Origin of the sequence: Flagellimonas lutimaris, from assembly GCF_003581615.1 — a bacterium.
GTDB lineage: Bacteria > Bacteroidota > Bacteroidia > Flavobacteriales > Flavobacteriaceae > Flagellimonas > Flagellimonas lutimaris.
On sequence record NZ_QXFH01000072.1, the window covers coordinates 416,239 to 440,850 of the forward strand.

The 24,612-nt window shown below is 36.3% G+C and carries 23 protein-coding genes and 1 pseudogene; 2 read left to right on the top strand and 22 right to left on the bottom strand.

Annotated elements, in window-relative coordinates:
• Positions 1–191: 191 nt before the first annotated feature.
• Positions 192–1,256 carry a chorismate synthase gene (gene aroC, locus D2V08_RS11725; RefSeq protein ID WP_119608327.1) on the top strand — a complete coding sequence of 355 codons (1,065 nt, stop codon included), beginning with the start codon at positions 192–194 and terminating at the stop codon, positions 1,254–1,256.
• Positions 1,257–1,314: 58 nt separating this feature from the next.
• Positions 1,315–2,640: a dicarboxylate/amino acid:cation symporter gene (locus D2V08_RS11730; RefSeq protein WP_119608328.1), complete on the top strand. Its 1,326-nt coding sequence runs from the start codon at positions 1,315–1,317 to the stop codon at positions 2,638–2,640.
• Between the two features lie 56 nt (positions 2,641–2,696).
• Here D2V08_RS11730 and D2V08_RS11735 read toward each other — a convergent pair whose 3' ends face one another.
• The 22 genes and pseudogenes from D2V08_RS11735 to D2V08_RS11835 all read right to left on the bottom strand — a co-directional run bounded on the left by D2V08_RS11735 (position 2,697) and on the right by D2V08_RS11835 (position 24,507).
• Complete coding sequence (locus D2V08_RS11735) at positions 2,697–4,751, bottom strand: mucoidy inhibitor MuiA family protein (RefSeq protein WP_119608329.1); 2,055 nt, start codon at positions 4,749–4,751, stop codon at positions 2,697–2,699.
• Between the two features lie 111 nt (positions 4,752–4,862).
• Positions 4,863–5,270, bottom strand: a complete 408-nt coding sequence (locus tag D2V08_RS11740) for a thiol-disulfide oxidoreductase DCC family protein (protein WP_119608330.1) — start codon at positions 5,268–5,270, stop codon at positions 4,863–4,865.
• 105 nt (positions 5,271–5,375) lie between these two features.
• A complete protein-coding gene (locus D2V08_RS11745) occupies positions 5,376–6,119 on the bottom strand; it encodes a DUF2268 domain-containing putative Zn-dependent protease (protein WP_119608331.1) in 744 nt (247 codons plus the stop codon).
• Between the two features lie 295 nt (positions 6,120–6,414).
• Positions 6,415–7,863 (bottom strand): tetratricopeptide repeat protein, encoded by a 1,449-nt coding sequence (locus tag D2V08_RS11750; protein WP_245980576.1) that lies wholly within the window; start codon positions 7,861–7,863, stop codon positions 6,415–6,417.
• Between the two features lie 158 nt (positions 7,864–8,021).
• A complete protein-coding gene (locus tag D2V08_RS11755) occupies positions 8,022–8,450 on the bottom strand; it encodes a VOC family protein (RefSeq protein ID WP_119608332.1) in 429 nt (142 codons plus the stop codon).
• Between the two features lie 289 nt (positions 8,451–8,739).
• Positions 8,740–10,437, bottom strand: coding sequence for an amidohydrolase (locus D2V08_RS11760; RefSeq protein ID WP_119608400.1), 1,698 nt, complete (start codon positions 10,435–10,437; stop codon positions 8,740–8,742).
• 161 nt (positions 10,438–10,598) lie between these two features.
• On the bottom strand, positions 10,599–11,444 hold the full coding sequence (locus D2V08_RS11765) for a hypothetical protein (protein ID WP_119608333.1): 846 nt from the start codon (positions 11,442–11,444) through the stop codon (positions 10,599–10,601).
• 429 nt (positions 11,445–11,873) lie between these two features.
• Positions 11,874–12,941 (bottom strand): ribosome small subunit-dependent GTPase A, encoded by a 1,068-nt coding sequence (rsgA, locus tag D2V08_RS11770; protein ID WP_119608334.1) that lies wholly within the window; start codon positions 12,939–12,941, stop codon positions 11,874–11,876.
• Positions 12,942–13,390: 449 nt separating this feature from the next.
• A complete protein-coding gene (locus tag D2V08_RS11775; RefSeq protein ID WP_119608335.1) occupies positions 13,391–13,942 on the bottom strand; it encodes a hypothetical protein in 552 nt (183 codons plus the stop codon).
• Positions 13,932–14,423, bottom strand: a complete 492-nt coding sequence (locus D2V08_RS11780; protein WP_119608336.1) for an RNA polymerase sigma factor — start codon at positions 14,421–14,423, stop codon at positions 13,932–13,934. The genes D2V08_RS11775 and D2V08_RS11780 overlap by 11 nt, the downstream gene beginning before the upstream one ends.
• The gene (locus D2V08_RS11785; protein ID WP_119608401.1) at positions 14,420–15,271 is read right to left on the bottom strand and encodes an alpha/beta fold hydrolase; all 852 of its coding nucleotides are present in this window, start codon (positions 15,269–15,271) and stop codon (positions 14,420–14,422) included. The genes D2V08_RS11780 and D2V08_RS11785 overlap by 4 nt, the downstream gene beginning before the upstream one ends.
• Before the next feature lie 299 nt (positions 15,272–15,570).
• Positions 15,571–16,053, bottom strand: coding sequence for a PDDEXK family nuclease (locus D2V08_RS11790; RefSeq protein ID WP_119608337.1), 483 nt, complete (start codon positions 16,051–16,053; stop codon positions 15,571–15,573).
• Positions 16,054–16,148: 95 nt separating this feature from the next.
• On the bottom strand, positions 16,149–17,984 hold the full coding sequence (locus tag D2V08_RS11795; protein ID WP_119608338.1) for a phytoene desaturase family protein: 1,836 nt from the start codon (positions 17,982–17,984) through the stop codon (positions 16,149–16,151).
• Between the two features lie 149 nt (positions 17,985–18,133).
• Entirely contained in the window at positions 18,134–18,763 is a 630-nt protein-coding gene (locus D2V08_RS11800; protein WP_119608339.1) for a hypothetical protein, read from the bottom strand.
• 123 nt (positions 18,764–18,886) lie between these two features.
• The gene (locus D2V08_RS11805; RefSeq protein WP_119608340.1) at positions 18,887–19,612 is read right to left on the bottom strand and encodes a DUF6090 family protein; all 726 of its coding nucleotides are present in this window, start codon (positions 19,610–19,612) and stop codon (positions 18,887–18,889) included.
• 290 nt (positions 19,613–19,902) lie between these two features.
• Entirely contained in the window at positions 19,903–20,307 is a 405-nt protein-coding gene (locus D2V08_RS11810) for a DUF6326 family protein (protein ID WP_119608341.1), read from the bottom strand.
• A 314-nt stretch (positions 20,308–20,621) separates the two neighbouring features.
• Positions 20,622–21,305 (bottom strand): FMN-dependent NADH-azoreductase, encoded by a 684-nt coding sequence (locus tag D2V08_RS11815; protein ID WP_119608402.1) that lies wholly within the window; start codon positions 21,303–21,305, stop codon positions 20,622–20,624.
• 19 nt (positions 21,306–21,324) lie between these two features.
• Complete coding sequence (locus tag D2V08_RS11820) at positions 21,325–21,738, bottom strand: RidA family protein (RefSeq protein ID WP_119608342.1); 414 nt, start codon at positions 21,736–21,738, stop codon at positions 21,325–21,327.
• 48 nt (positions 21,739–21,786) lie between these two features.
• Positions 21,787–21,963, bottom strand: a complete 177-nt coding sequence (locus D2V08_RS17590; RefSeq protein ID WP_245980577.1) for a hypothetical protein — start codon at positions 21,961–21,963, stop codon at positions 21,787–21,789.
• A gap of 37 nt (positions 21,964–22,000) precedes the next feature.
• A pseudogene (locus D2V08_RS17595) lies at positions 22,001–22,123 on the bottom strand (NAD(P)H-dependent oxidoreductase); the annotation flags it as partial.
• A gap of 389 nt (positions 22,124–22,512) precedes the next feature.
• Positions 22,513–23,910, bottom strand: a complete 1,398-nt coding sequence (locus D2V08_RS11830) for a short-chain fatty acid transporter (protein ID WP_119608343.1) — start codon at positions 23,908–23,910, stop codon at positions 22,513–22,515.
• 210 nt (positions 23,911–24,120) lie between these two features.
• Positions 24,121–24,507 (bottom strand): VOC family protein, encoded by a 387-nt coding sequence (locus D2V08_RS11835; protein ID WP_119608344.1) that lies wholly within the window; start codon positions 24,505–24,507, stop codon positions 24,121–24,123.
• Positions 24,508–24,612 lie beyond the last annotated feature (105 nt).

Genomic DNA, 24,612 nt, shown 5'->3' on the forward strand with positions numbered 1-24,612 from the left:
TTAATAAGGTTTAGTACAAAATAAAACGGTAGGAATAAAATAGAAATCAAATCGAAGTCATTAATTCATGAGGATATTGTTAAAAAATCATCACCTTGAAACTAAATATGTTACAATAACATTAAGCCAAAACACTGTTTTTGAATTAGATTTGTAACGTCTACCTTTGGGGCAGCATAATTTTATACCGAATGGCAGGAAATTCTTTTGGACAACTTTTTAGGCTCACCACCTTTGGTGAATCTCACGGAAAAGCTTTGGGAGGCATCATTGATGGTTGTCCTGCCGGAATTGAATTGGACTTGGAGCAGATTCAATTGGAACTGAACCGCAGAAAACCAGGGCAATCAGCCATTGTAACCCAACGTAAGGAGCCCGATACGGTTGAAATTTACTCTGGTGTTTTTGAAGGAAAGACTACGGGTACCCCTATTGGTTTTGCGATTCACAATACCAACCAAAAATCCAAAGATTATTCCCATATCAAAGATTCCTACCGACCATCGCATGCGGATTATGTGTACGATCAAAAATATGGTTTCCGTGATTACCGCGGAGGAGGAAGAAGCTCGGCTCGCGAAACGGCTAGTAGGGTAGTGGCAGGCGCCATTGCCAAACAGTTTTTGAGTGAGATCAAAATAAATGCTTTTGTTTCCCAAGTAGGCGAAATGAAATTGGACAAACCCTATCAAGAATTGGATTTTTCCAAGATAGAATCCAATGCAGTTCGCTGTCCCGATACCGAAATGGCCCAAAAAATGGAGGATTACATCAAATCCATTAAAAAAGCAGGGGATACCATTGGTGGTGTTATCACATGTGTCATTGAAAATGTACCGGTTGGTCTTGGCGAACCCGTTTTTGATAAGCTGCATGCCCGTTTGGGAGAAGCCATGCTTTCCATCAATGCCGTTAAAGGTTTTGAGTACGGAAGTGGCTTTGCTGGAGTTGCCATGAAAGGAAGCGAGCATAACGATGCCTTTAATTCTGATGGCACAACAAAAACCAACCGTAGCGGTGGAGTTCAAGGAGGAATAAGCAACGGTATGGATATCTATTTTAGCGTTGCATTTAAACCTGTGGCCACAGTGCTACAGTCCTATGAGACAATCAATAAAGAAGGTGACAAGGTTACTACCCAAGGAAAAGGAAGGCACGACCCTTGTGTTGTTCCAAGAGCGGTTCCTATTGTGGAAGCCATGGCAGCCTTGGTTTTGGCAGATTACTCTCTTTTGGCTAGAACCAACAAAATCTGATTGACCCGTTAGGTGGTTTCCAATCAATAAAGTATCTTACCGACCATAATTTTACTTTATGAAAAAATTGGAATTGCACTGGCAAATCCTAATAGGAATGCTGTTCGGTATTCTTTTTGGATTTGCAATGACCCAGATTGGTTGGGGTAAGGAATTTGTATCGGATTGGATTCAGCCTTTAGGGACCATTTTTGTAAAACTGCTTAAACTTATTGCCATACCCTTGATTGTGGCTTCCTTGGTCAAAGGAATATCTGACCTTAAGGACATCTCAAAATTTAGGAATATTGGTTTAAGGACCATTGCAACGTATATCATCACCACCGTGGTGGCTATTACTATTGGTCTTCTTTTGGTAAATGTGATGAATCCTGGAAGTGGAATTTCAGAAGAAACAGTGACCAAACTTACGGATACCTATGCAGGAGATGCAGGTGTTACTTCTAAATTGGAGGAAGCTTCACGCCAAAAGGATAGTGGACCTCTCCAATTTCTTGTTGATATGGTGCCCGACAATGCTTTGGCTGCCATGACGGATAATGCTTTAATGCTTCAGGTAATATTCTTCACTATTTTCTTAGGTATTTCCATGTTGTTGATTGGTGAGAAAAAAGCGAAACCTTTAAAAGATTTCTTCGACGCTCTTAACGAAGTGGTCCTAAAAATGGTGGATTTAATCATGTTGACCGCTCCCTATGCTGTATTTGCTTTGTTGGCCGGGGTAGTGGTTTCATCCAGTGATCCAGACTTATTATTGGCCTTATTGAAATATGCAGGTGTGGTAGTATTGGGTCTCGCTCTTATGATTGTGTTTTATTCCACAATTGTTGCACTTGTTACCAAAAAGAACCCTTTTTGGTTTTTAAAAGAGATAAGTCCAGCGCAATTGTTGGCATTTTCTACAAGTTCCAGTGCGGCCACCTTACCGGTAACCATGGAAAGGGTGGAGGAGCATATTGGTGTAGACAAAGAAGTATCCAGTTTTGTGCTTCCAGTGGGTGCTACAATCAACATGGATGGTACTAGTTTGTACCAAGGTGTAGCAGCGGTGTTTATTTCACAAGCATTAGGCTTCGATTTAACCTTTGGTGATCAATTGACCATTGTACTGACCGCACTTTTAGCTTCGATTGGTTCCGCAGCGGTTCCAGGAGCAGGAATGGTAATGTTGGTAATAGTATTGGAGTCTATCGGATTTCCACCAGATAAATTGGCCATTGGTCTAGCCTTGATTTTTGCAGTGGACAGACCTTTGGATATGTGCCGAACCGTAGTAAATGTTACGGGTGATGCAACAGTTTCCATGCTAGTGGCCAAATCTGTGGGTAAACTTGGAAAACCACACGTACATGATTGGGACGAGCATTATGATGAAGTGAAATAACTTTTTAAAACTTATATTTAAAAAAGACCTCCAAAATGGAGGTCTTTTTAGTTGTACTATAAGGAGATGTATCTTCCTTTAGGAAATTTCACTTGAAATGAAAAGTCTTCCTTTTGCACAGATTTTGGTTTCAATACCATATTCCAAGTCAACAACCCTTTGACTTCATCATAGGAAGCGTTGTTGGTAATAATGTCATCCACTTTAATTTCTTTATTTTCGGACATGGGAACTCTATCCATAAGCCTTAGGTTAATAGTAGCATTTTTATTGTTTTTAACCTCAAGTACATAACTACGATCCAATATTCGATTGCTGCCCACAAAGGGTTTGCTCTTAAAATTACGTTCCTGTTGTCTTGTAACGGTAATATTGTTTTCAATACCTAGGGATAGAATCAATTCTTTCTTTGTGGTATAAGGGTCTATAACAGTTTTGCCCGCATAGGAACCTTCAAAGTAGATATTGGCTTCACCCGGTAATAGCTGATGTTTCTCCCAATCTTTAAAACTGGCGGTCAGGTATACATTTTCATTCAAAATTGGTGCTGCAAAATATTCGTAGGTAGCCGGAATCTTATATGTATTCACTTCAACCGACGTAATATCGCCATCTGCCAAAACCGTGTACGGTTTTTTAATGGTAAACTCTGTCTTGGTAGCTCCTTCCTGTGTATGACTTTTCTTGGTTGTAATTACCACAACGCCATTATCTCCTCGACTCCCATAAATGGCGGAAGCATTGTTGCCCTTTAGTACTTCAATATCCTGAATTTCGTTTTCATCCAAATCACCTTCAGCAAAATTGTCTACGGGGATTCCATCAATAATGTAAAGTGGTTCACTATAATTCATGGATGAATTTCCTCGAATGGAGATCCCAGCTGCCCTGCCACTCAATACTCGTTCAGGAGAAACAGCACCGGCAGCTGCAGTTCCATATCCCGTGACTACTACCTCTTCTAGCCTTGCTATATCTTCTTCCATACGAACGTTCATAATGGAGGCGTAAATGGGCAACTCTTGCGGAAACATACCAATGTAACTGTAGGCTAGTTCTTGACCCATCGGCACATCCAAAGCATAATTTCCGTCAAAATCGGATGTGGTCCCGGTGGAAGTTCCTTTGATTACAATATTAACTCCTGGTAGTGGAGCACCAGATTCGTCCGTTATAGTTCCAACCACCTTTTTTACATTAGGATTAAAGGCATATCCCTTTTTCTTTGTAGATGGGGTGTACCTTTTTTGGTAAGCGCTTACAAAATTTAAATAATGAGCGTCCATTTTCGGTTTACTAATATTGTAACTAGGGTTACCTGTAGAAAGGGAAATTTTTACATTTTTCCAGTCTTGCCCTGTTTTTTGGTAAACATTCCCCTTATAGGCTAAACTTAGTGGTGCGTTTAGTCCTGTGGATTTGATGTCATAATTGGGCACCCAACCTGCATCTTTTACCAAATAGGATAGGGTAGTATTTAGATTTGTGGAAATTGGAGCATCAAAAGTAATGGTAATCTCTCCTTGTGGTACTTCGGCACTATTGTTTGCCTCGGCCAACTGTTGTTGCAGGTCGTTAACCTCAAGTTTTATTTTATTGATGCTTGCATTGGTCTTGAGAATTTCATTTTTGATTTGGGTAATACGCTCTCTATAATACTGGCCAATTTGTTTGATTCTTTCCAGGTCCAATACTTGGCTATCACCATTTACTATCCGATTGGAAGTAATCACTTTTTCTTCTTCTTCAAGGCCTGCAATGGTATTTTTTAATATTGAGATTTCATTTTGCAGTTCTTCAATTCGACTTTCCCATTCTTTGATTTTGGGATTACTTTCGGATTTCTCCAGATAATTAATATTGTAGGCGATGGATAAAATGGAAACAGCACCAAGACCGGAGACTTGTATACTGCTCTCATCAATTTTGTGGGACAACCCCGTAAATATGACTTCGTTGGAGCCTTCCTGAAGTTGGCAAGAGGCAGTTCTTGTAATTTGTGCCCCGTTGAGATAAACGGTTACTTCTTTGATTTTGGAAGGTGTTTTCAATTCGTTGGAAAATAAAAACACTGGAGCTAACAAAAAAAATAGAATGACTGTATTTTTCATAGTGGTTGGATATTTAATTGTTTATCCAAACCTATGATTCAAATTGCCTAATAAAAACCTATAATAGTGTGAACGGGGCAGTTGGGTTAGGGAAGACCGATTTTCGATGAGTTAATCCAAAAACTTTGCCTTGAGCTCAGGGGTAGGAATCATGCAAGACTCTTTTTTACCAAACCATTTGTAACGATTTTTGGCAACAAAGTCATAAATGCTATTTCGGATGGAAGTAGGAATCCATGTAAAAATGGCCGACAATTTCCATATTCCCCCCAAGTCTTTTGCAATTTCCAGTGCAGCATCAGATTTGGTAAAATAAGCCACGCCGGGCTCAATAAGGATAATGGAATCCACCTTACTGGTATCAATATGGCGTTGGTTCACCAATTGTTGTCCCACTTCACTTTGCAAAGCCGCATAGCGGAATACATCCTTTTTGTCCCGTTTGATCACAAACTGGACCGAGCTGTTGCATAAGTTACAAACCCCATCGAACAAGATAATTTTTTTACTCTTTTCCATATAGCTGTCATTCCTGCGCAGGCAGGAATCCAATTACTTTTTCACAAAGATACGACAGCGTGTTATCAAAGCCTAGCTTGTTGATGAGGCTTACCTTTAGCAGGTTTAATACCCCGCCATCTTATAGATTTCATCGGGAGTATGCTCACTAAGTTCAATAACATCTTTGCCGGATTTGGCCATTGCCTTTCGAATCAGATAGTTCCCGGTTCGGTATCCTACGGCCAGTCTCCCATCAGGGTGCTGGAACATCCAATGTTGATAGTTTGCATTTAAGGGCAATGCTCTGATCTCTTCCACCCATTGCTCGGCAATGGCTGCTTCTGGTGGAGTATCGGCTTCCATGCTTTCACCTGTATATTCTTCGGAGAACACTACAGCAAGCCCTTCGTTGATAGCCGCAATGGATATGCCCGGACCATAAACATTGTCCTGAATGGCCCAACCTCTTGATAAATGGTGGAATTCATGAAAAATAGTGTGCTTAAGTGCCGTTTGGGTCGCCTTGGTTACCCCGCCCGGAAATTTCTCTGAGATTTGAACGAGCACTACGGGAGGGGAATTAGTTTCTGTACGGCCGGTAACGCCTCCAACCACATCAAGGTCCCAATCCACAATTTCCAGGGATACGTTTATGCTGTCCGGCAGGGTAGGCAATAGGCTTCGGATTTCTTTTTCCGATTCCAGGACCACTTCAAGAATCAGTTCTTTTTGTGGAGCTGTAAATGGGGTTGCGTCCTCCTTAAAGGTGATGATAGAACTTGTTGGTTCGCCCTTTTTTGGGGCATTTTTACAATTGTTGATTAGCGTTAGTGCCAAAAAAAGCACTAGAATTTTGATTGATTTCATTGGGTATGCTGTTTTACCTGTAGACTTCCCAAAAACAAATTTGTTACATTGAAACCAAAGAGAAAGATAAAATAATTGTCATTTCGAACCGACCTAAGGGAGTGTGAGAAATCTAAAAACTACATTTTTGGATTTTTCAATCGTCGCCATTGGGCGGTATAAACCAAGTGAGCCACAAGGTACAATCTTGTGGGGGCAAGGAAACAACCAACACTTTAAACAATCCAGAAAAGGTCTCGACTAATTTTTCAAAAGAATTTTATCACTGGTTGGTAAAATAATGAGGAAGCAGGCTTTACTCCTTAAGTTGTTTTAATCGGTCAATTGCATTTGGGTTATGTGAATTTAGTTTTAATGACCTTTCAAAACTTTCTATGGCCTTTTTTTTATTACCCATAAATAGATAAGCTTCCCCTAAGCTATCAAAAAGATTTGCAGAATTTGGATAAAGTTTTGTTGCCAACAAAAAAACATGTATCCCTTGTCCCGATGTATTCGGGTTAAAAACAAGCTGTAGCCCAAGTGTGTTAAGATTACTTTCAGGGATTTCCATCATCGGGTGTGCTTTTTTGGTCGCAACATACAATTCGTAAAGATTATTATAGTCTTGTTGCAAGGCCAATTCATTGAAATCTTTGAAAGTGAAATTTTGACTGTTGGCTTTTTTGGACTGTTTGGTCAAAAGACCTTTTTTAATGCCATTATCTAGCGTATGGTCTTCAATGAATTTTAAGGCACTTTCATCATTTTTTAAATAGGCGTTTAAAAAGTTTAAAGCGTAAACTGAAACCAGTTTATATGATTCCATAATTTCAGAATCATTTTTGTCTTGTCTTTTATCTCTTTGCCCAAAAAGAACACCTAGTGTACTAAAATAAGAATGGGTTAGATTTTCAAACTTTAAACGATATGCATTGCTATTTGTAATACTATCGAATAATTGAAATTTTGAATTTAACTCGGGATCAATATTATCTTCTTTAAGAACTTGTTCGGGGATATCTTTCTGGGCCATATGAATGTATGGAACGTCTACTTTCTCTGGTTCAAAAAAGGGCGATTTTTGTAATAACCCGTATTGATACCTTTCTGTGCCATCAAGACTCACAATTGCCTTTATTTTATCATTTCTAGTTATGGCAAGTATGTTCGCTAAACCTCCAAAGCTGAAACCCATAGTTGTAATTTTATTAGAGTCGGCAATTGGAAACTTTGAAGCCTCTTTTATTAAAAATTCTACATCTCTGGCTTGAGTTTCCATCTCCTTCGCATTATTTCTGCCAAACCAACGCGTTTCAGTTCCTCTGCTTGGGCTGGAGATTACAATATATCCGTGACTGGCTAAATATTCACAAAGTGCAAAATTTTCTATAGAAGATGCCTGATAACTTGGTGTGTAAATTACAACCTGGAATTTATTGTTTCCAAATTCCAATTCTGAGTAGGCTTTTGTTATTTCCGTAAGATGCTCTTGGTTTTCAGGTGTGTTGGCATAGTAAAACCACTTCAGTATTTGTTCATTTGGCAAGTGTTCCCATTCCTCTTCTTCTTTTAAGATTTCCAAATAATCCAAAACCTTCAATTTTTTTTTGCCATTTGTATTTTGGCGTGAAGGATACCAAATACTTATAGGAATCGGTCTAGGAATTTTTTGATTGATAAAATCATAAATCCTACTGTAAGTTCGTGTGCTATCAGAAACGGTATAATGTTTAAATCCAACACTATAATTTCCGAAATCCAAGTCAATTTTGTTTAATGAGGTTTGCCCATTGGATATTGTGGATAGCAGGACAAAGGTTATAAATAGTAGTAATCGCATTATTTTGGAATTAGTGTTCACTATTACATATATAAGGGTTTGATGACCGTTACTGCTGTTTTTTAAATTATCCATCACAATTATGCTGAAAGATTAAGTTGCCATGAAATGCCATACTTGTCTTCGCACCATCCGAATTTTTTACCAAATCCGTAATCCCCTTCACCATGGTAGTTGTCCAGGGGAACCATAACCTGTCCTCCATTTGAAGAAAGTTCTTCGAATAAAGTTTGTATCTCATCTTCAGCGTTGCAGGAAACGAAAAGCGATACCCCGGGGGTAAATGACCAAGCGTGATCATAATTATTTTCGGAAACCATGTACTCCACACCATTTAATATAAACACCCCATGTTTAATAAGCTCCGGTGTTCCTCCAGCCTCACCTGCTGAGTATTTTATTATGCTTTTAATTTCCGAGTTTGGGAAGATAGAAGTGTAGAAATTTATCGCTTCTTCGGCCTTTCCACATTGAGCGCCTACAAAGGTTAGAAATGTTGTTGTTTTCATTTTTTTGAAATATGGTCCAGACAAAATTTGTTGTGCCGAATTACTACCAACTTGTATAATTACCTGTAAAATACACTTTTATACTCCAAAATGGAATAAAATCGATGTCATTTCGAACCGATCGAAGGGAGCGTGAGAAATCAAAAAACTACATTTTTGGATTTCTCAATCGTCGCCGTGCTCCTCATGTCGAAATGACAATGGGCGGTGTAAACCAAGTGAGCCAAAAGGTGCAATCTTGCGGGAGTGGGAGAACGGTGCCATTACTTATGGCCATTGCAGGCAATAGTTATTTTTCAAATACAACTTCACCTTTCTTAATCGTTTTTAAGACTTGAATATCCTTTATATTTTCAGGTTCTATTTTTAATGGATTTTTATCTAAAATCACTAAATCAGCTAATTTACCTTTTTCGAGACTTCCCTTTTTTTCTTCTTCATAATGTTGGTAAGCTGACCATATTGTTATCGCTTGTAATGCTTCATATGGAGTTAATCTTTCGTCAGGACCAATGATTTCCCCCGAGCGAGAAGTCCGCTCTACAGCAGTCCACAAAACACGCATTAAGTTGGGCAAAGCCACTGGTGCATCCGTATGAATAGTAATGTCTATGCCTTTCTTTAGTGCTGTTTTTACGGGACTGATATGTTGAACTAGAGAATCACCAATTAGTTGACTATGCCAATCACCCCAATAAAATGTATGTAATGGAAATAAGGATGCAATCATTTTCATTTCTTTAGCATCGTTAAGCTGGTCTTCACGAATATATTGCCCATGAATTATCACGTCACGTCTCCCTTCATTACCATATTTTTCTTTTAACGGTTTCATTGTTCTTATGAGTTGGTCAACTGCTGCATCGCCATTAGTATGGGATAAAATCTGCCAATTATTTTTGAATCCCTTTTCATATATGGATGACAGAACGCTATCATTTGGAATAGCTGGATACCCACTATAGTTATGAGGCATACCCTCTGGTGGAATAAGATACGGTTCTGTTCTCCATGCAGTTCTACCTTGTGGCGAGCCATCTAAAGTTACTTTCATGCCACCTATTCGATAGTTGTTTGTATAGTTTTTGCTGTTCCACTTACTGTTCATGTATTTATCTACAAACATGTAATCTATATAGCTTACTACATCTATTTTAAACTTGTCCTTTTCTGCCATTGCAGCAAGCATTTCGTGATTCTGCATAGCTCTGCCTTCTTGCGCTGTGGTATAGCCATAGGATAGAGCCATTTCTTGTCCAGATTCAAAAAACTTTATTATAGCTTCTTCTGATTTCGGGGCTATAGCTTGCAGCATATAAGGAATTGCAGCTAATTCTTCAAGAACACCATTTGGTTCAGATGAATTTTTCTCACGCCTGATAATACCACCTTCGGGGTCTTTGCTTTTAGCATTAATCCCCAATAACTCCAATCCTTTAGAGTTTACCACCGCAAAGTGACCCGAAATATGCGTTATCATAATTGGAAATTCGGTACTTACTTTATCTAAGTCGTGCTTAGTTGGAAACCGTTTTTCTGCCAAGACTGAATCATCAAAACCAGTACCAAATATCCATCCTGTAAGAGCCCTATTTTCAGGGGTATTCCATTGTTTTAATACTGAAATTAACATTTCCATATCGTCAACATTGGCATCTGGTGAAGCCAGTAATTGTGCTCCAATAGCTTGTCCTCCAAAATTTGAAAAATGACAGTGACCATCTATAAAGCCCGGAACTAACGTTTTTCCCTCTAGATTAATCATTTCATGACCTTTTCCAGCAATTTTCATTGCCTCTTCACTTGAGCCAGTAAAAATGATTTTCCCACCTTTTTCAACAATTGCCTCAACATAATTGGGTGAATCACCAACCATAGTAATAATGTCACCATTGTAGAACACTGTTGATGGATTTAATTTTTCAGATTCTTCGCAGGAATAAAAAAGAGTTATTCCAAAGATTAGAAGCAAGATTTTTTTTATCATGGTTATTTGGTTTTTAATTATTGCCAACGGTTAAGTATTAGAGCATCGTGGATTTCAAAACCATTAGTTTTTAACGTAACAAAAAGATTTAGCAAATGCTGTGACCATATTTTCACTGCTTCATCTGCTATTGCACTTATTCAATGTTGGCAACAGGTTATTTAATTTGAAAAAATATTGAAAAAATGTTCAACATCTTTAATGTCTTGTAATCCTAAAATCCAACAAACTTCAGAAAGGTCAGAAAAATCTAACCCTCCCGCCAAAATAGCCTCATTATTATAGCGACCATCTTTTCCGTTATATTTGTTCGCTAAATCAACTGCAAGCTGCCATATTTCAGTCAATTCAGGATTATTAATCTTATCATCCCAATTAGTGAATTCAGGGGTGCGAAATCCCGGTGTTCCATTTCCAATGCCATTACCATCCGGTATTTTTATATAGTCTGTATTTCGTTTCACGAAATCTAGCTTTTCAGGTGTTGTTACCTCTTCATTCCATTCGGCATGTTGAACTATATGTATTCTTTTTGTAGTTTCTATTTTAGGCAAATCCTTTTTTATAGCATTTACAAGCTCAGCAGAAAAATCAGATTGTCCCGCATCGGCAATCCACAAATCCCCTCCCTGTACTAGCGTTTTTATGACCAGTGATTTTACTTTTTCAACAGCCGCTTTTGTGTTATTATGAGCATCGGTCCAGTTATCTCCAAAAGCGAGTTGAAATAGATCATTGGGTGGGACATACAATCCTCCCTGAGTGCCATAAGTGCCAGCGACGGCATGATAATTTACTTTTAAATAACGTTGGTTGGACACTAATGTAGCAAAAGCTGCAACTGTATGAAGATCATCTACATCCGTTTTACAATCAAATTGCACTAATAATAAATCCTTCTCTATGTTGAAATTTCCTGCTTTGGTGGAGTCATTGTCCAAAATATTAGCTTTTGCAGCTATGGAAGTAATCACTAATAGGATGAAAAGTATGATTTTAGGCTTCATATTAATGTTGTAAAAAGTATTAATTCGTTTAATAACTCCAATCTATCGTTGAGATTCGCTACAAGTTAATCATCTTATTATTAAAATTGTCGCCAACGGTCTCGTATACCAATAGTTGTGTGGTTTAGCACTTAATTTAGCAAGTAAGCACTAAACTGAAAATCCTCGGGGATTTTCAGAAGCCTGCCCAGATCGAAGTCGAAGGATAGGCGAGAACGGCACCATTACGTAGAGCGATTGTTTTATTTGCCTCGCGCTTGGTTTTCCCTCGATGGGCAGCTGGGAGTTGTAATGTTCTCCAACGGTATTGTGTATGATTAGTTGCGGATCTATGACTACTTTTTTGTTTACTAAAAGAATACTTTAATTAAATGAAATAGCGGTTTGAGTTGGTGCCCAAACCGCTATTTCTTATACACGTTGTTGTGTTTAGTACCTATTTGATTTTTTTAAATTTTTAAATTGTTTGACCATTTTTCCAAAATTTTTATCCTTTTTCCGTTTTTCAGCAACAGTCGACTCAAAATGTTCTTTTTCCCGTTCCATCTTTAAGTAGTTTTCATAGGACGATTTGTCTAATTCTCCACTTTTAACTGATTTCAAAACTGCACAATCTACTTCTGTCGTATGTGTGCAATCCTTAAATTTACAATCCTTAGACAATTCAATTATTGCTTCAAATGTAATATCTAATCCATCTGTAGAATTTACAATTCCCACTTCTCTCATTCCTGGATTATCAATTATAATTCCACCATTTTCAAGAACTATTAATTCTCGGTGGCTAGTAACGTGCCGTCCTTTATTTGTACTAGAGCTAATCTCATTTGTTTTCATCAGTTGTTTACCAGAAAGATTATTTAGAAGACTTGATTTTCCTACTCCTGACGAGCCCAACAAACAGTACGTTTTGCCTTTCACTATACTCTTTCTTAGCCTTTCAATTCCTTTTTGGGACTCATTGCTTATAGCAATTACGGGTACTTGCTTCACTCTTTCTTGAACTTTGGACATCAAATCAGTTAAAACGGTATCGTTAATCAAATCAATTTTGTTTAGAATGATAATTGGTTTTACATTGGATGTATTGCAAATTGTCAAGTACCTTTCTATTCTGTTAATGTTAAAATCTCTGTCAACTGCTTGTACTATAAAAGCAAAGTCAATATTTGTCGCAATAATTTGTTTTTCCCCTTGTTTGCCAACGGCATGTCTCTCAATGATGGTTTTTCTAGGAAAAATTGAGTGTATGAGAACTTTATCATCATCATATTCAGAAATTGCAACCCAATCTCCTACAGCAGGAAAATCTTCACGAGTATTTGCAGTATATCTCAAATTTCCTGTAATTTCTGCATCCAATTCCCCCTTTTCTGTTTTAACAATATATCTTTCCTTATGCTCTGAAATAATTCTCCCGACTTCAAAGTCCGTTAGATTTTTTTGAATTCTTAATTTTTCTATTTTGTCGCTATATCCGAAATGTTCTAATTTCATATTCTGTATAATTTAAAATATTGTAAACAATTACGGTATTCATAAATTAATATAAATACAAAAGCGTTCACAATTGATGTGTTTATTTGTAAAATGTGAATAAGTGGAAAGGCTTCAGGTTATTGCCTGAAGTAAAGAAAGGTGATGGTGATAGTCAAAGAAAATTGACTATCTATTTTACAATATCCGAATATGATATTACAGATGTAATAGGCATAAAATTTAATTAGAATACAAAATTAAGGAATTTCTCTTATAAAGTTTAAATAAAGAGAGTGTTTTGGATTAAGCACAACGACCTCGTATAAGAATAGTAGCAGTATTTAAAATGCAATACCTTTTAGAAATTGGAAAGATGTCAAAAAAGCACAAACCCTATGGCTTGCATTAATCCTACTATTTTTTATATGCGTTGTTGATCAACGTTTTTTTGCGCAATTAGATCTTTTTTATCTTTTATGCAATTGTTTTAAAAAGCGTTGTTCTTTAATGGCACTATTAATAATAAGAGCAATAAAAGCAACAAGAGAAATAATACCGGAAATTAGAATATAATTGTAGAATGCTTTGGAAAAGTACCCTTTAAAGTAAGGCAATAGCAAATAGAATCCAAATATGTAAACTGCGATACAGATTGGTGTAATAACATAATTTATCATTAGTCGAGTTTTGTAATACCTTTTCAGATAGGCGTGGTAGGATTTTTGAGCCAATGAAATAAGTTGTTTTTCTTTGCGGTATAACGAATAGAACTCCAAGATAATTCGCAATGTAAGACTAGAAATCATTAGAATTAAACCTAAATTAAATGTATTCCATTGATTAAATGCATAATAAAAAGCATAGATAATTAATATAACCACTGTTATGGACATAATAGTGATACTTATATATTGTCCGTTGCGTTGATTCTTTGCTTTTGTAATTATATCTTTGGGATTAAAGTTTGAGCTGTCATTAGCTTGAATCTCCCACAACTTATTTAAGTTATCATTTTCCATTTTTGATACATTTTAAAAGTGATTTTCGAATACGACTCAAACGTGTTCGCAATGTTCCGTGTGCTAAACCAACGGTATCTGCAATAGTAGCTTGTGGTATGTTTTCTAGTTCTAATAATATCAATGCTCTATTTTGCTCGTTTAGTTTTTCAATACAGTGATACATTTTTTTGATATTTTTTTCATCATTGTCATTGTTATCATCAATGATACTATTTGACAATACCTCTTCATTTATAGTGATACTTTTTCTGGATTTACGTAAATCCCCTAAACATACATTTACTGCAATTCTATAAATCCAGGTGTCAATAGAAGACTTGCCTTTGAATGAATTTCTATGTTTCCAAACCTTTACAAAAGTTTCTTGAAGCCATTCATTGGCAAGTTCATTATTGCCTGATGCATAACCCAAGCATAACCTATGGACTTTAGAAGCGTATGAATTATAGATAGTAGTAAATTCCTGTTCTGTAATCATTCTTTAGATGATAAAATCATTTGCATTTGTTCTAAAAACCAACTGGGTTTGTCAAGCATTATAAAATGGGCACTGTCTTCCGCCATAATAAAATTGTAGTCTGTTAAATTTGCATATTGATTTTTATACGTTTGTTTGACCATTTCTTCACCATAGGGCTGTGATGCTGCAATTATGGTGACTGGAATCGAAATGCTTTTTAAATCTTCTCTCAGGTCTAATTTAAGGTAATCGGTATATCCATAAACATAGGTTTTTCGGTCAGATTCCAGTATCCAGTTTTTAATTTTTTCTTGTGCTGATTCTTTTACGCTCATCCCTTTTGACATCGCTGCGGCAGTTTGCTCAAAGGCTGCATCATCCATTGCTAATTGTTGATTGTTATATGGACTTTCATAAGCCAAGTTTTCAGGGTTAAAATTAGGAATCATCAAGGCCCCAGAAGCAGGAAGCGCATCAATTAAAATGATTTTAGAGAGTTTTAAATCCTTTTGTGTAGCAAGCCAAGTGGCAATTGTGCCACCCAAACTATGTCCGATTATGGTAGCATTTTGTAATTCGTTTTTTAAGATATAGTTTTTTAGGGACTCGTTGACTTTGGGCAACCAAGGAAATTCTATGGGTTCTTTTCCTCCAAAACCAGCTAAAGTGACTATGTGGCATTCGTAATTCTTTTCTAGCTTTTTTACTAGTGGATCCCAAATGTCTCCAGGAACTGTAAAACCAGGGATTAATACAATAGGTTTACCTTTTCCTGTAACTTCTACATGGACAGGTTGACTCTCATTCTTTGCGTAAATTGATAAAGAAAATACAAATGAGACTAATAATAAAATAACACTTTTCATTGTTTTAAGTTTTGATTTCCCTTTAGATGCGGAAATCAAAAAATGTTACATCTTGTTTTTGCAGTGATATAAAAATCAGTCAATTTATTTTCAGAGAATGGTTGTCAAAATGGCATACAACGGTCTCGACCATGAGTAGTTGAGTTAGTTAACATATAACTTTGCAAGTACACACCAAACTGAAAATCCACGAGGATTTTCAGAAGCCTGCCCAGAGCGTAGTCGAAGGGTAGGCGAGAACAGTGCCATTACTTATAGTCCTTGTTGTACATAGTGTTTTAATAGGCTATCGTTCAAAATCAATCTTTTATATCAAATTTTTTCCTTCGATTTCTACCATACTCAATAAATGAACCATCAAAAAATTTGCTAAAAGGATGATTTAACAATGCACCAAATCCAGCAGAAAGTACAACACCATCAACTAGTGCTTTTCTAGATTTCCAATTTTTAGCACTTAACATTTTGTTTTCGTTTTGTAAAAACAAATTTTCAACGTGCCGAACTTCCGCACCAAACAAGTAAAAACCGTGATTTTGTTCCTCTTCAGTTAAGGAGTCTGGATTATCTCTAAATGCTGTGATTATTCTTGCTAATTCTTTAGAATTACCAAAATTGAGAAGTATGTTAATATCCAAAGCTGCAATTTCGTGAAAAGTGGATGCTTGTGTTGCTTTTGTATTGGCTTTGATTTGAACTCCAACAAATACCAAAGATATAATGATGGCAATCGCTGATATTATTTCAGCAATCAATGCATATTCTTCTAATGTTTCTAACATGTCCTTATTTGTTTTCTTAAAAATAGGGAATTTAGTTTAGGGGAGGAGGAGAGCGATGGGTTAAAACCATTGTTGCGCTTTCATACTATTTTTTACTAATCCAAAGGTCCATACACAATAGCTTCATCTCCAATGTTGATAAGTTTGCAACTTTTAGAGAAGCTACTGTTATCCGTTTTAATTTGGAATCTTAACTTTTTGTCCTTCCCATTGGAATCTATCGGAAGCCAGCGATATGGTAAATCTAGCGTTGATTCTTTCGGGTTCATAAGTTCTAGAATAGCATGTTCACCGTGCAGATTTTCAAAAGAGGCTGGTTTGGCAAAGGACAATTCCAGTATATTGTCATCTATTGTTTTGCGTTCCAATAACTGAACCACCCTGTCATCAAAATACTTTTCATCATCACATTCCGACCAAATTTTGTCCTGGCTCATTTGCAATGCAGCCAAGAAACCTCCCTGAATTGACCCTTCAAAACCACCTCCTGGGAAAGCCCATGCCGATGCAAAGTATACATTGGGAATCAAGAAATTGTTTCTAAATCGCTTACTGGCTATCTGGTCTTTAGTTTGGGCATAGCCATAAACCGAACCACTTGGGTTCAGCGTATAGCGTTCAATGGTCTTGGATGTGGATACTTCGTAGTACGCTATACTATTTCGAATCCCTGGATATTGGTTTTCCAAACGTTGCAATAAAATTTGGGCTACTTCTTCTTTTTTGGCATCGTACTCTTCTTTGCTTAAAGTTTCCCAGTCTTCAATATAGTCCACAGTACAAATTACACCTTCAGATTTGTTAGGTGGTGCCAAACCAGCGTCTACTTTATTATAATCAACAAAAATGAACCTACGTTTAGACCAATCACCATGATGGTTATTTTTTATATCCTTTAAGGCCATTACACCATCTCCTTGAAAAACGTTCGAATAGTATTTTACACCAAACTTTTTCACATCAGTATTGAACCCCAGATACATGCATAACAGCGAACATGAATTCGTTTTTGAACTTATTTTTTGTTGAAGCTGAGTCGAATATGGCTCATCCAACATCGATGGTACCAAAGGAATGGCACAATTGGCTATCACATTGTTACATAAAATAGTAATCGGTTCTGAATTCTTATTAAAACTATCACGGAACATAACTCCGGTTACCTTACCGTTTTCCGTGATGATTTTTTCCGCCTTTTTACCCAATAGCACGGTACCGCCGTTATTTTCTATATAAGAAGCAAGGTAATTGGAAAGCTGTTGTGACCCACCTTTTATAAAGTGGCCACCATTTTCAATGAAGCCTGAAAATGGTATGGCAAAGTAGAACATGGATAATGTGTAAGGATCATCTCCCCAATACACAATATGAGCTATGAGATCTAGTTTTGCATCTTCATTGGTAATGTACTTATCTAACCAAGACCCAACGGTATGTTTAGTTGCCTCTACAAGATTCGGGTAAAGCAATGGCATCAATGGATAAATCAGTTTTTGTACCAAAGGGGAACGTGGAAGACTGGTAGCATCCTTTCGGGTTCCTGCTATCAACTTCATAAAACGTTTGATGCCTTTTTCTTCTTCAGGGTATTTATCGATCAACGCCTTGGTAGCTGCATCATATCCATGTGGCATCACAAAATCTTCTTTATCTGAAACCACCCCATAAAACTCAGGTACTTTTTCGAAATCCACATGTTTTTGTACGTCGAGCATTTTAAATATTCGCGTTATTGAACCATTTTCGGTTAGTCCACTCATTTCGTGTAAACCAACTTCTATAATAAAATCTCCTCGCTTAAATGTGGTTGCGCAGCCACCAGGCTTATGATGCTGCTCCAATAAAAGAACTTTTTTGCCAAATTTTGAAAGCGTTGCTCCAGCGGTTAATCCTGCCAGTCCGCCTCCTATAATAATGGTATTGTATTTCATGACTGAAAAGAATTTGTAATTGATTGATAGTTAAATATTTAATAACCTTTAAAGCTATCTATTCAAACCCGTTTTAGCAATGACGATCGTCAGTTCCCTCTCTTTTTTAAAAGCAGGGAATTTAGTTTAAGGAAGGAGGAAACAATGCATTATAGCCATTGTTTCAGCACACTTTTATTAATGGTTAAATTAAGGCAAACCGTCCAGGAAAGTATCAGTAAAAAAGCGGTTTTCTGAACTATAGGAGAATATTGAGTTAGATTTTCATTGTAGTAAAAGAAGTTGTTTAACCCAACAATAATCATACAAAACACACCCATTACCATTAAAACGGTTAATTGGTTTTTGTGAAGTGCTCGTAACATTCCAATGATCACCAAGGTGCCAAATACACTTAAGATAGTTGTCATAATATCGTGGTATTTGGTAAAAATGAAACTTGCTGATAACATTCCTACAGTCCCCGAAATTCTAATTATTATTTTCCAATTTCTGCTTTTTTCAAAGTGATCTGCAAACTGAAAGAAAAAGATGATCATACTACCGCAAAGGATAGTTATACCTGCAATGGCAACGGGTCTTGCTTGATTTTGAACCCCATTCAAGCCGTTTTCACGCATTAAGTTGCACCAATGATTGTTGAGCCAATCAAAACCTGCTGAATTTATATCTGCCAGCGAACCGCCAGGGTATAGTTTGGAAGCATAAATGTAAATACCGATGAACACCAGTATTCCTATGGTAGGAAGAAATTTTAATAAGCCTTTTGGGTTTAGCATATCCCTCAGTTTTTACAAACATGCTATCATGTTCTTGGCTATGATTGTTTGTTGTCTTAAAAGTAGGGAATTTAGTTTAGGATGGGAGGGTAACAATGAATCAAAGCCATTGTTGTGCTATCATTATTTATCAATTTCATTATTTACCTGATGTAATAGAGCATCTATCTTTGGGGTGAATTTTTCGATGGTATTTTTCGCACTGGATGCTCTCCATTCAATATCTGCAAGAAGCCAAATAAATTCTGGTTTTTGTAAGATATCGTTAGGAATACGGTTAACTATCCAATTGTTATTTTCATCAAGATATGGAAACTCACGAAGTGAGAGCAATTGTTCTACATTGGACCTATATCGTCTTGTTGCATGGTCAATTTGAGTTTTAAACAATATCAACTCGAAATCAAAGAAATTTATTAAGTGATTTCGTAGACTATCATTGGAAACACGATCTATTCCAGAAGTTTTTAATGCTTCATAGGGGCCAGTATTGAACTGATAATATCTTCCAATATTTAAATTCCATAATTCGGACTGCAAAGAATCATGAAAAGTAACCCTATTTTGAGTCAAGCTTGTAAAATGATCTACCGTATTCTTTAGAGCTTCATAAGCCTGAATTTGCTCTTGTAAGTTAATTTGGTCTCCCTTCAACCCTCTTTTGATTTCTGATAACATTTTCACTTCATAGGCTCGGTCCTTTTTGGCTTCATTCCAATTATTAATCTGTAAAGCAATCAAAATTCCAATAACCACTAGCACGATTTCTCCAATGGCATAGGTCAGGTATTTTCCAAACTTGTTTTCAGAGAGTAGTTGTTGACGGATTTTCCTAAAGAATTTAATCACAAGCGGTTGGTTTCTCTAAAGATAGGATTTTTAATGAATTGGATACTTGTCATTTCGAACCGACCGAAGGGAGTGTGAGAAATCTGAATGGTTACAGGAGATTTCTCAATCGTCGCCGTGCTCCTCATGTCGAAATGACAATGGGCGGTGTAAACGAAGTGCCCCACAATATACAATCTTGCGGTAGCGGGGAATTTAGTTTAAGGGAGTGTGGAGCAATGCATTACAGCCTTTTTTTGCAATAGGCTTCTGTTCTTTTTGTAATTCGTTTGTGCTTTTTTCTTATGATTTTATTGCTCTTTAGGCCATTTCCAAGCATACCAAACAATTAAGGCAGTTACCATACTTTCTAAAAAGGCCAAAAACACATAAAATAAATACCATTCATGGGTTGAATAAATTCCTATAACCACCATCATTAGGGTAAATAAGGAACCAAATATGATATTAAGAATTCGGTTTATTTTGGGTTTGAGAATAACCGATGCTGCAACCATCAGTGAAGAGATTGCCAAAATTATGGATGCTATCAGTAGTTTGATGGGACTGTCCAGATTATTTTCGCCTGAAATTAAGCTATTGACTTTACCTGGCGTATACAGCTCAAAGTAATCTCCATATAAATAGCATAAGGTAACAGAGGTCCATAATGCAGCTAGTTTTATTTTGATGTTCACTTTTGGGTTTTCCAGCATCGTCTTCGATTTTTTAACATTCAGTTATTTAGGTCTCTACTACTAAAGACGTGAAATTTTTTAAAAGAGTTGCCCGAATTTTAAAATTTGATTAGAAACTTAGCTTTTACCAATGGTTGGTATATGAAACGTAGTGCGGAAGATAGTCCTTTGTTTATAGGTGATACGTAGTTAAATTTAAAATGTTTTGCTTTTGTTTTCTCGTAAACGCAAGTTTTATATTTAGCGGACTTTTTAAATAAGAAAGGCGTTTGAGTTAGCACACAAACGCCCTATGTTTTATATAAACTGTTATAGGTAGTATTTTTTTGATTCTATTGTAGAGTGGAGATATAAGAATTACTCAATGTAGAAGCTAGTTCTTTAGCTTTAGTGTGCGCGTTTTGAACGGATTCCTTATGTCTATCATCGTTAAATTCTTGGTATTCGGCATTTATCTCATAAAAGGTATCTATTCCTAAATAATGGCTCATTGTCTCTATATGTGTTCCGAGATGGTTCTTTTTTTCATTAATACCGCCTGGACCAAAACCAAATTCGCCACAAGATGTTGCCAACACCATTGTTTTTCCTGACATTATTGGCTCTAACGGATGATCTCCGCGAGTTAAATCAAAACTAAATGTTTTGTTTATTCGAATCACTTGATCAAACCAAGCTTTTAATGCTGCGGGTAAACCATAATTATACATAGGTGAAGACATCACAATAATATCAGCTTGTTCTAATTCATTTATTAAAGTATCTGATAATGATAACAGTGCTCTTTGCTCTTTAGTTTTTACTTCATCCGGAGTAAAAACAGCCGCGATCCAGTCTTGTGTAATAAAATTAGGTGGATTAACCCCAACATCTCTATGGATAATTTTATCTGTTGGGTTATTTTCCTTCCATTTGTTGATGAAGGATGCTGCGATTGATTTTGATATGGAGTTGTATTCTTCTACTGAATTTGTGGTTAATCTGGCACTCGCGTCAATATGTAAAATGGTTTTCATTGTTATTAATTTTAAGTTACTATTGTATTCTCTGAATGGCATTATTGGATACTGCTACGGCTTCAATTTCTATCAGAGCATCTGCTGAATATAATGAGCTTATTTCCACTATTGAATCTGCTGGGTAAGGTGATGTAAAATGCTCGTGACGTAAGGCTACAATTTTATTAAAGTTGCTCATATCTTTTAAAAAAATGGTTACTTTAATAACATTTTCTATGCTCGAACCTCCTGCTACCAAAACTCTTTTTAAGTTTTTAAAGGTTTGTGCTGCTTGAATGTCAAAATTATTTATCCCTACTAATTTGCCATCATCCCCATAAGCCGTTTGACCAGAAATGTATAGCATATTACCTACTTTATAACCTTGTGCTAAATGATATGACTTATATGGGTCGGGAGTGGTTTTAATATACTCTACAGTTGTTTTCATATCATTGGCTTTATTCGATTAAATGCAAAACTGATCTTAGATGTTACTTTATAATGGACCATTTTCAACACTTATCTCTTTAAAAAATTCATTAGGTAAGGTAAATGCACCTTGAGGGGCATTCCAGCTACTAGTTAAAATGTATTGCTTGCCATGTAATAAACCACCTGTCCCGTAGTTGATTTCTGGATTTTTTAAGTCTACCGTCTCTTGTCCACAAGCCATTACCGTAACCAGCCGTTAAAACCTCATCTAAATACTTTTTAAAATTAAAGGGTATAGAAAACCACCAAATAGGTGTATGGTAAATAACAATATCTGACCAAATAAACTTCTCTATCTCTTCTAAGACATTATATCTGTTCTTCACTTGTGTCGTTTTCACATTAAATACCTTTCATTTTGTCACAAAGCAACAAACGAAACTACAGTCTGAAATTGAACAAATGGAGAATTTGATAAAGACATTGTTAAAGGATAAAGGTCTACTCGAATAGGCTGAATCTCTTTGGTATTGATTTTACTTCTTAATAAATTTCCTGAAAACTTAGTATTAAATACTCTCTGAAAAATAGAGTTGAGGTTTTGTGAGGTGTTACCTATAACGTATTTGTATAAGATTAGTTACGTTGTTTAAGCGCCTAATTTAGCAAGTACAAACCGAATAGAAAATCCGCTAGGTTTTTCGTAAGTAGGCTTTTACTAGCAATTAATTTTATTCAGTGTTGGGCAGTCGTTTTTCTTAATACCATTATCTTTTTTACTTGAATTTAATTAAAACGGACAAAATGTAACTAGAACAGATTGTATAATGAAGAGCAAAATGAAGGGTAACACTAAATACCCCATAATATCTCGAGCTTGTATTTTAATACCTGCCGCCATAATAGGGAATACCAGTAACAAGTAAAAAGGTTGAAGCATATTGCTTAAACTTTCTCCATATGCTACAGATAAAGAGGCTCTTGCAATCATTTCTGTTACTACTTCCGTCGGCAACCCTGTGCCTATTTCTTTTACAGCATTGATTATACTTGGACCTACAACTGCAAATTCACCTCCAGCCGATGGTATTGCAAAATTGACAAACGCTCCGGTTAAGTAGGCAAAAAATGGGTAAGAGTGTATACTAGCTTGTGATGCTAATATTTGCCCAAGTTTTTCACCTAATCCGGTAAACAACATTATTCCCATTATACCAGCGTAAAAAGGATATTGAAATAAAATTCCAGAAATATTACTACTTGCTTTTTTCATTGAAATAACATAACGCATCGGTGTTTTGTGTAGTAATAAACCAAAAATTAAAAATATAAAAATCATTATGTTGAAATTCAAATCAATCCCTTTTGTAATAAAATGGCGTATGATATAAACAAGCCCCATTATTACAATAATCATCTGAAGGATAAAACTATTGTTTAGCTTATCAGAATATGATTTAAATGGAAGTTTTTGACTTAATGCTTCTTCTTCAATTGTTTGTCTTTTTGAATTTTCATCTACGATCATTAAATCTGTAATCTCTTTATTTTTCGGTGTTTTGGGACTTAGTATAAGTAGAATTAAAGGAGCAGCAATAAGTGAGGTGATAATCATTGAGATATTTAGGATGGAACCGAGGGTATAAGAGGTAGGGATAACTTCGGTCAATACACCAGAATTAATTAAAAAATTATTTTCTGTATTTAATAGCAAAGGAATTGTACTTGATAATCCCGAAACCCAGCTAGACATAGAAAGGTAAACACAGCCAATCAAAAAAGGATAGTTAACGCCCTTCACACGTAACGCCAATTCTCTTGCTAAAACACAAGTGATAACTATCCATCCAAAACTTACTAGAGTTAATAATAAACCTAAGAAAACAACTAAAAAATATACCTGTCTTGGGGAATTAATATGTCGAGCAAGGGAATCTATTCCTCTTTTTATTATAGGGGACAAGGCAATGCTGAAACCGGTAATAATAATTAAAACAATTTGCATCGCAAACCCTAATAAATCAAAAAAACCATCATACCAAGAAGTTATGATTTTCATGGGTGTCACGTCCAACCAAAGATAAGTTCCAATAGCGGTTATGAAAGTTAAGAGTATTGCAAAAACAAATGCATTTGGCATAAATTTTAAAAATAGGTACGTTATTTTTTCTCCAAGTTTTTCAATCATATTTCACTTTTAAATGTTGCCCAACGGTCTCGACTATGATTTCGTTGTGGCTGGCGGCTGGTGAGCTACGGCGCGGGCCGGTGCGATTTTCCAGCGGGCCAAGGCCACAGGACGAAACTATTCCCCCTTCGTTATTAGTTTTCTTAAAAGTAGGGAATTTAGTTTAGGATGGGAGGTGGGAATGAGCCATGGGCAGTATTGTGTGACGGTTTACTCCGTTATTTCGATCCATTTTCCTTCTGGGTCGGCAATAACACTTTCATAATATCCATCTCCAGTTGTTCTAGGTTCTCCGATGACCTTGAATCCGTTTTTCCGTATTTTTTCCGTAAGAGTATCTACTTTTTTCTTTGAACCGACGGATATGGCAAAATGGGTCAGGCCAAGTTTGGTGTCCCTATTATCCATAAATTCAGAAATATCGGGTCTGTGCATTAATTCGATTCGTGCTCCTTTTTCAAATGACAAGAAATAGGAACTGAATTCTTTCTTTGGATTGTAATATTTTTCATTGGATTCCAATTCGAAAAAACGCAGATAAAAATCTCTCATTTTTTCTAAATCCGAGGTCCATATGGCAATGTGTTCGATCTTCATTACACTTCTTTTCTTAAAAGTAGGGAATTTAGTTTAGGGGAGGAGGGAACAATGAAATATGGTGATTGGTTGTAACCCTCCCTAAATGGAATAAAATCGTCGTCA

Excerpts from the sequence above, each read along its gene's own strand:
- aroC (WP_119608327.1), top strand. The coding sequence starts at position 192 with ATGGCAGGAAATTCTTTTGGACAACTTTTTAGGCTCACCACCTTTGGT.
- D2V08_RS11730 (WP_119608328.1), top strand. The coding sequence starts at position 1,315 with ATGAAAAAATTGGAATTGCACTGGCAAATCCTAATAGGAATGCTGTTC.
- D2V08_RS11735 (WP_119608329.1), bottom strand. The coding sequence starts at position 4,751 with ATGAAAAATACAGTCATTCTATTTTTTTTGTTAGCTCCAGTGTTTTTA.
- D2V08_RS11740 (WP_119608330.1), bottom strand. The coding sequence starts at position 5,270 with ATGGAAAAGAGTAAAAAAATTATCTTGTTCGATGGGGTTTGTAACTTA.
- D2V08_RS11745 (WP_119608331.1), bottom strand. The coding sequence starts at position 6,119 with ATGAAATCAATCAAAATTCTAGTGCTTTTTTTGGCACTAACGCTAATC.
- D2V08_RS11755 (WP_119608332.1), bottom strand. The coding sequence starts at position 8,450 with ATGAAAACAACAACATTTCTAACCTTTGTAGGCGCTCAATGTGGAAAG.
- D2V08_RS11760 (WP_119608400.1), bottom strand. The coding sequence starts at position 10,437 with ATGATAAAAAAAATCTTGCTTCTAATCTTTGGAATAACTCTTTTTTAT.
- D2V08_RS11765 (WP_119608333.1), bottom strand. The coding sequence starts at position 11,444 with ATGAAGCCTAAAATCATACTTTTCATCCTATTAGTGATTACTTCCATA.
- rsgA (WP_119608334.1), bottom strand. The coding sequence starts at position 12,941 with ATGAAATTAGAACATTTCGGATATAGCGACAAAATAGAAAAATTAAGA.
- D2V08_RS11775 (WP_119608335.1), bottom strand. The coding sequence starts at position 13,942 with ATGGAAAATGATAACTTAAATAAGTTGTGGGAGATTCAAGCTAATGAC.
- D2V08_RS11780 (WP_119608336.1), bottom strand. The coding sequence starts at position 14,423 with ATGATTACAGAACAGGAATTTACTACTATCTATAATTCATACGCTTCT.
- D2V08_RS11785 (WP_119608401.1), bottom strand. The coding sequence starts at position 15,271 with ATGAAAAGTGTTATTTTATTATTAGTCTCATTTGTATTTTCTTTATCA.
- D2V08_RS11790 (WP_119608337.1), bottom strand. The coding sequence starts at position 16,053 with ATGTTAGAAACATTAGAAGAATATGCATTGATTGCTGAAATAATATCA.
- D2V08_RS11795 (WP_119608338.1), bottom strand. The coding sequence starts at position 17,984 with ATGAAATACAATACCATTATTATAGGAGGCGGACTGGCAGGATTAACC.
- D2V08_RS11800 (WP_119608339.1), bottom strand. The coding sequence starts at position 18,763 with ATGCTAAACCCAAAAGGCTTATTAAAATTTCTTCCTACCATAGGAATA.
- D2V08_RS11810 (WP_119608341.1), bottom strand. The coding sequence starts at position 20,307 with ATGCTGGAAAACCCAAAAGTGAACATCAAAATAAAACTAGCTGCATTA.
- D2V08_RS11815 (WP_119608402.1), bottom strand. The coding sequence starts at position 21,305 with ATGAAAACCATTTTACATATTGACGCGAGTGCCAGATTAACCACAAAT.
- D2V08_RS11820 (WP_119608342.1), bottom strand. The coding sequence starts at position 21,738 with ATGAAAACAACTGTAGAGTATATTAAAACCACTCCCGACCCATATAAG.
- D2V08_RS17590 (WP_245980577.1), bottom strand. The coding sequence starts at position 21,963 with ATGGCTTGTGGACAAGAGACGGTAGACTTAAAAAATCCAGAAATCAAC.
- D2V08_RS11830 (WP_119608343.1), bottom strand. The coding sequence starts at position 23,910 with ATGATTGAAAAACTTGGAGAAAAAATAACGTACCTATTTTTAAAATTT.
- D2V08_RS11835 (WP_119608344.1), bottom strand. The coding sequence starts at position 24,507 with ATGAAGATCGAACACATTGCCATATGGACCTCGGATTTAGAAAAAATG.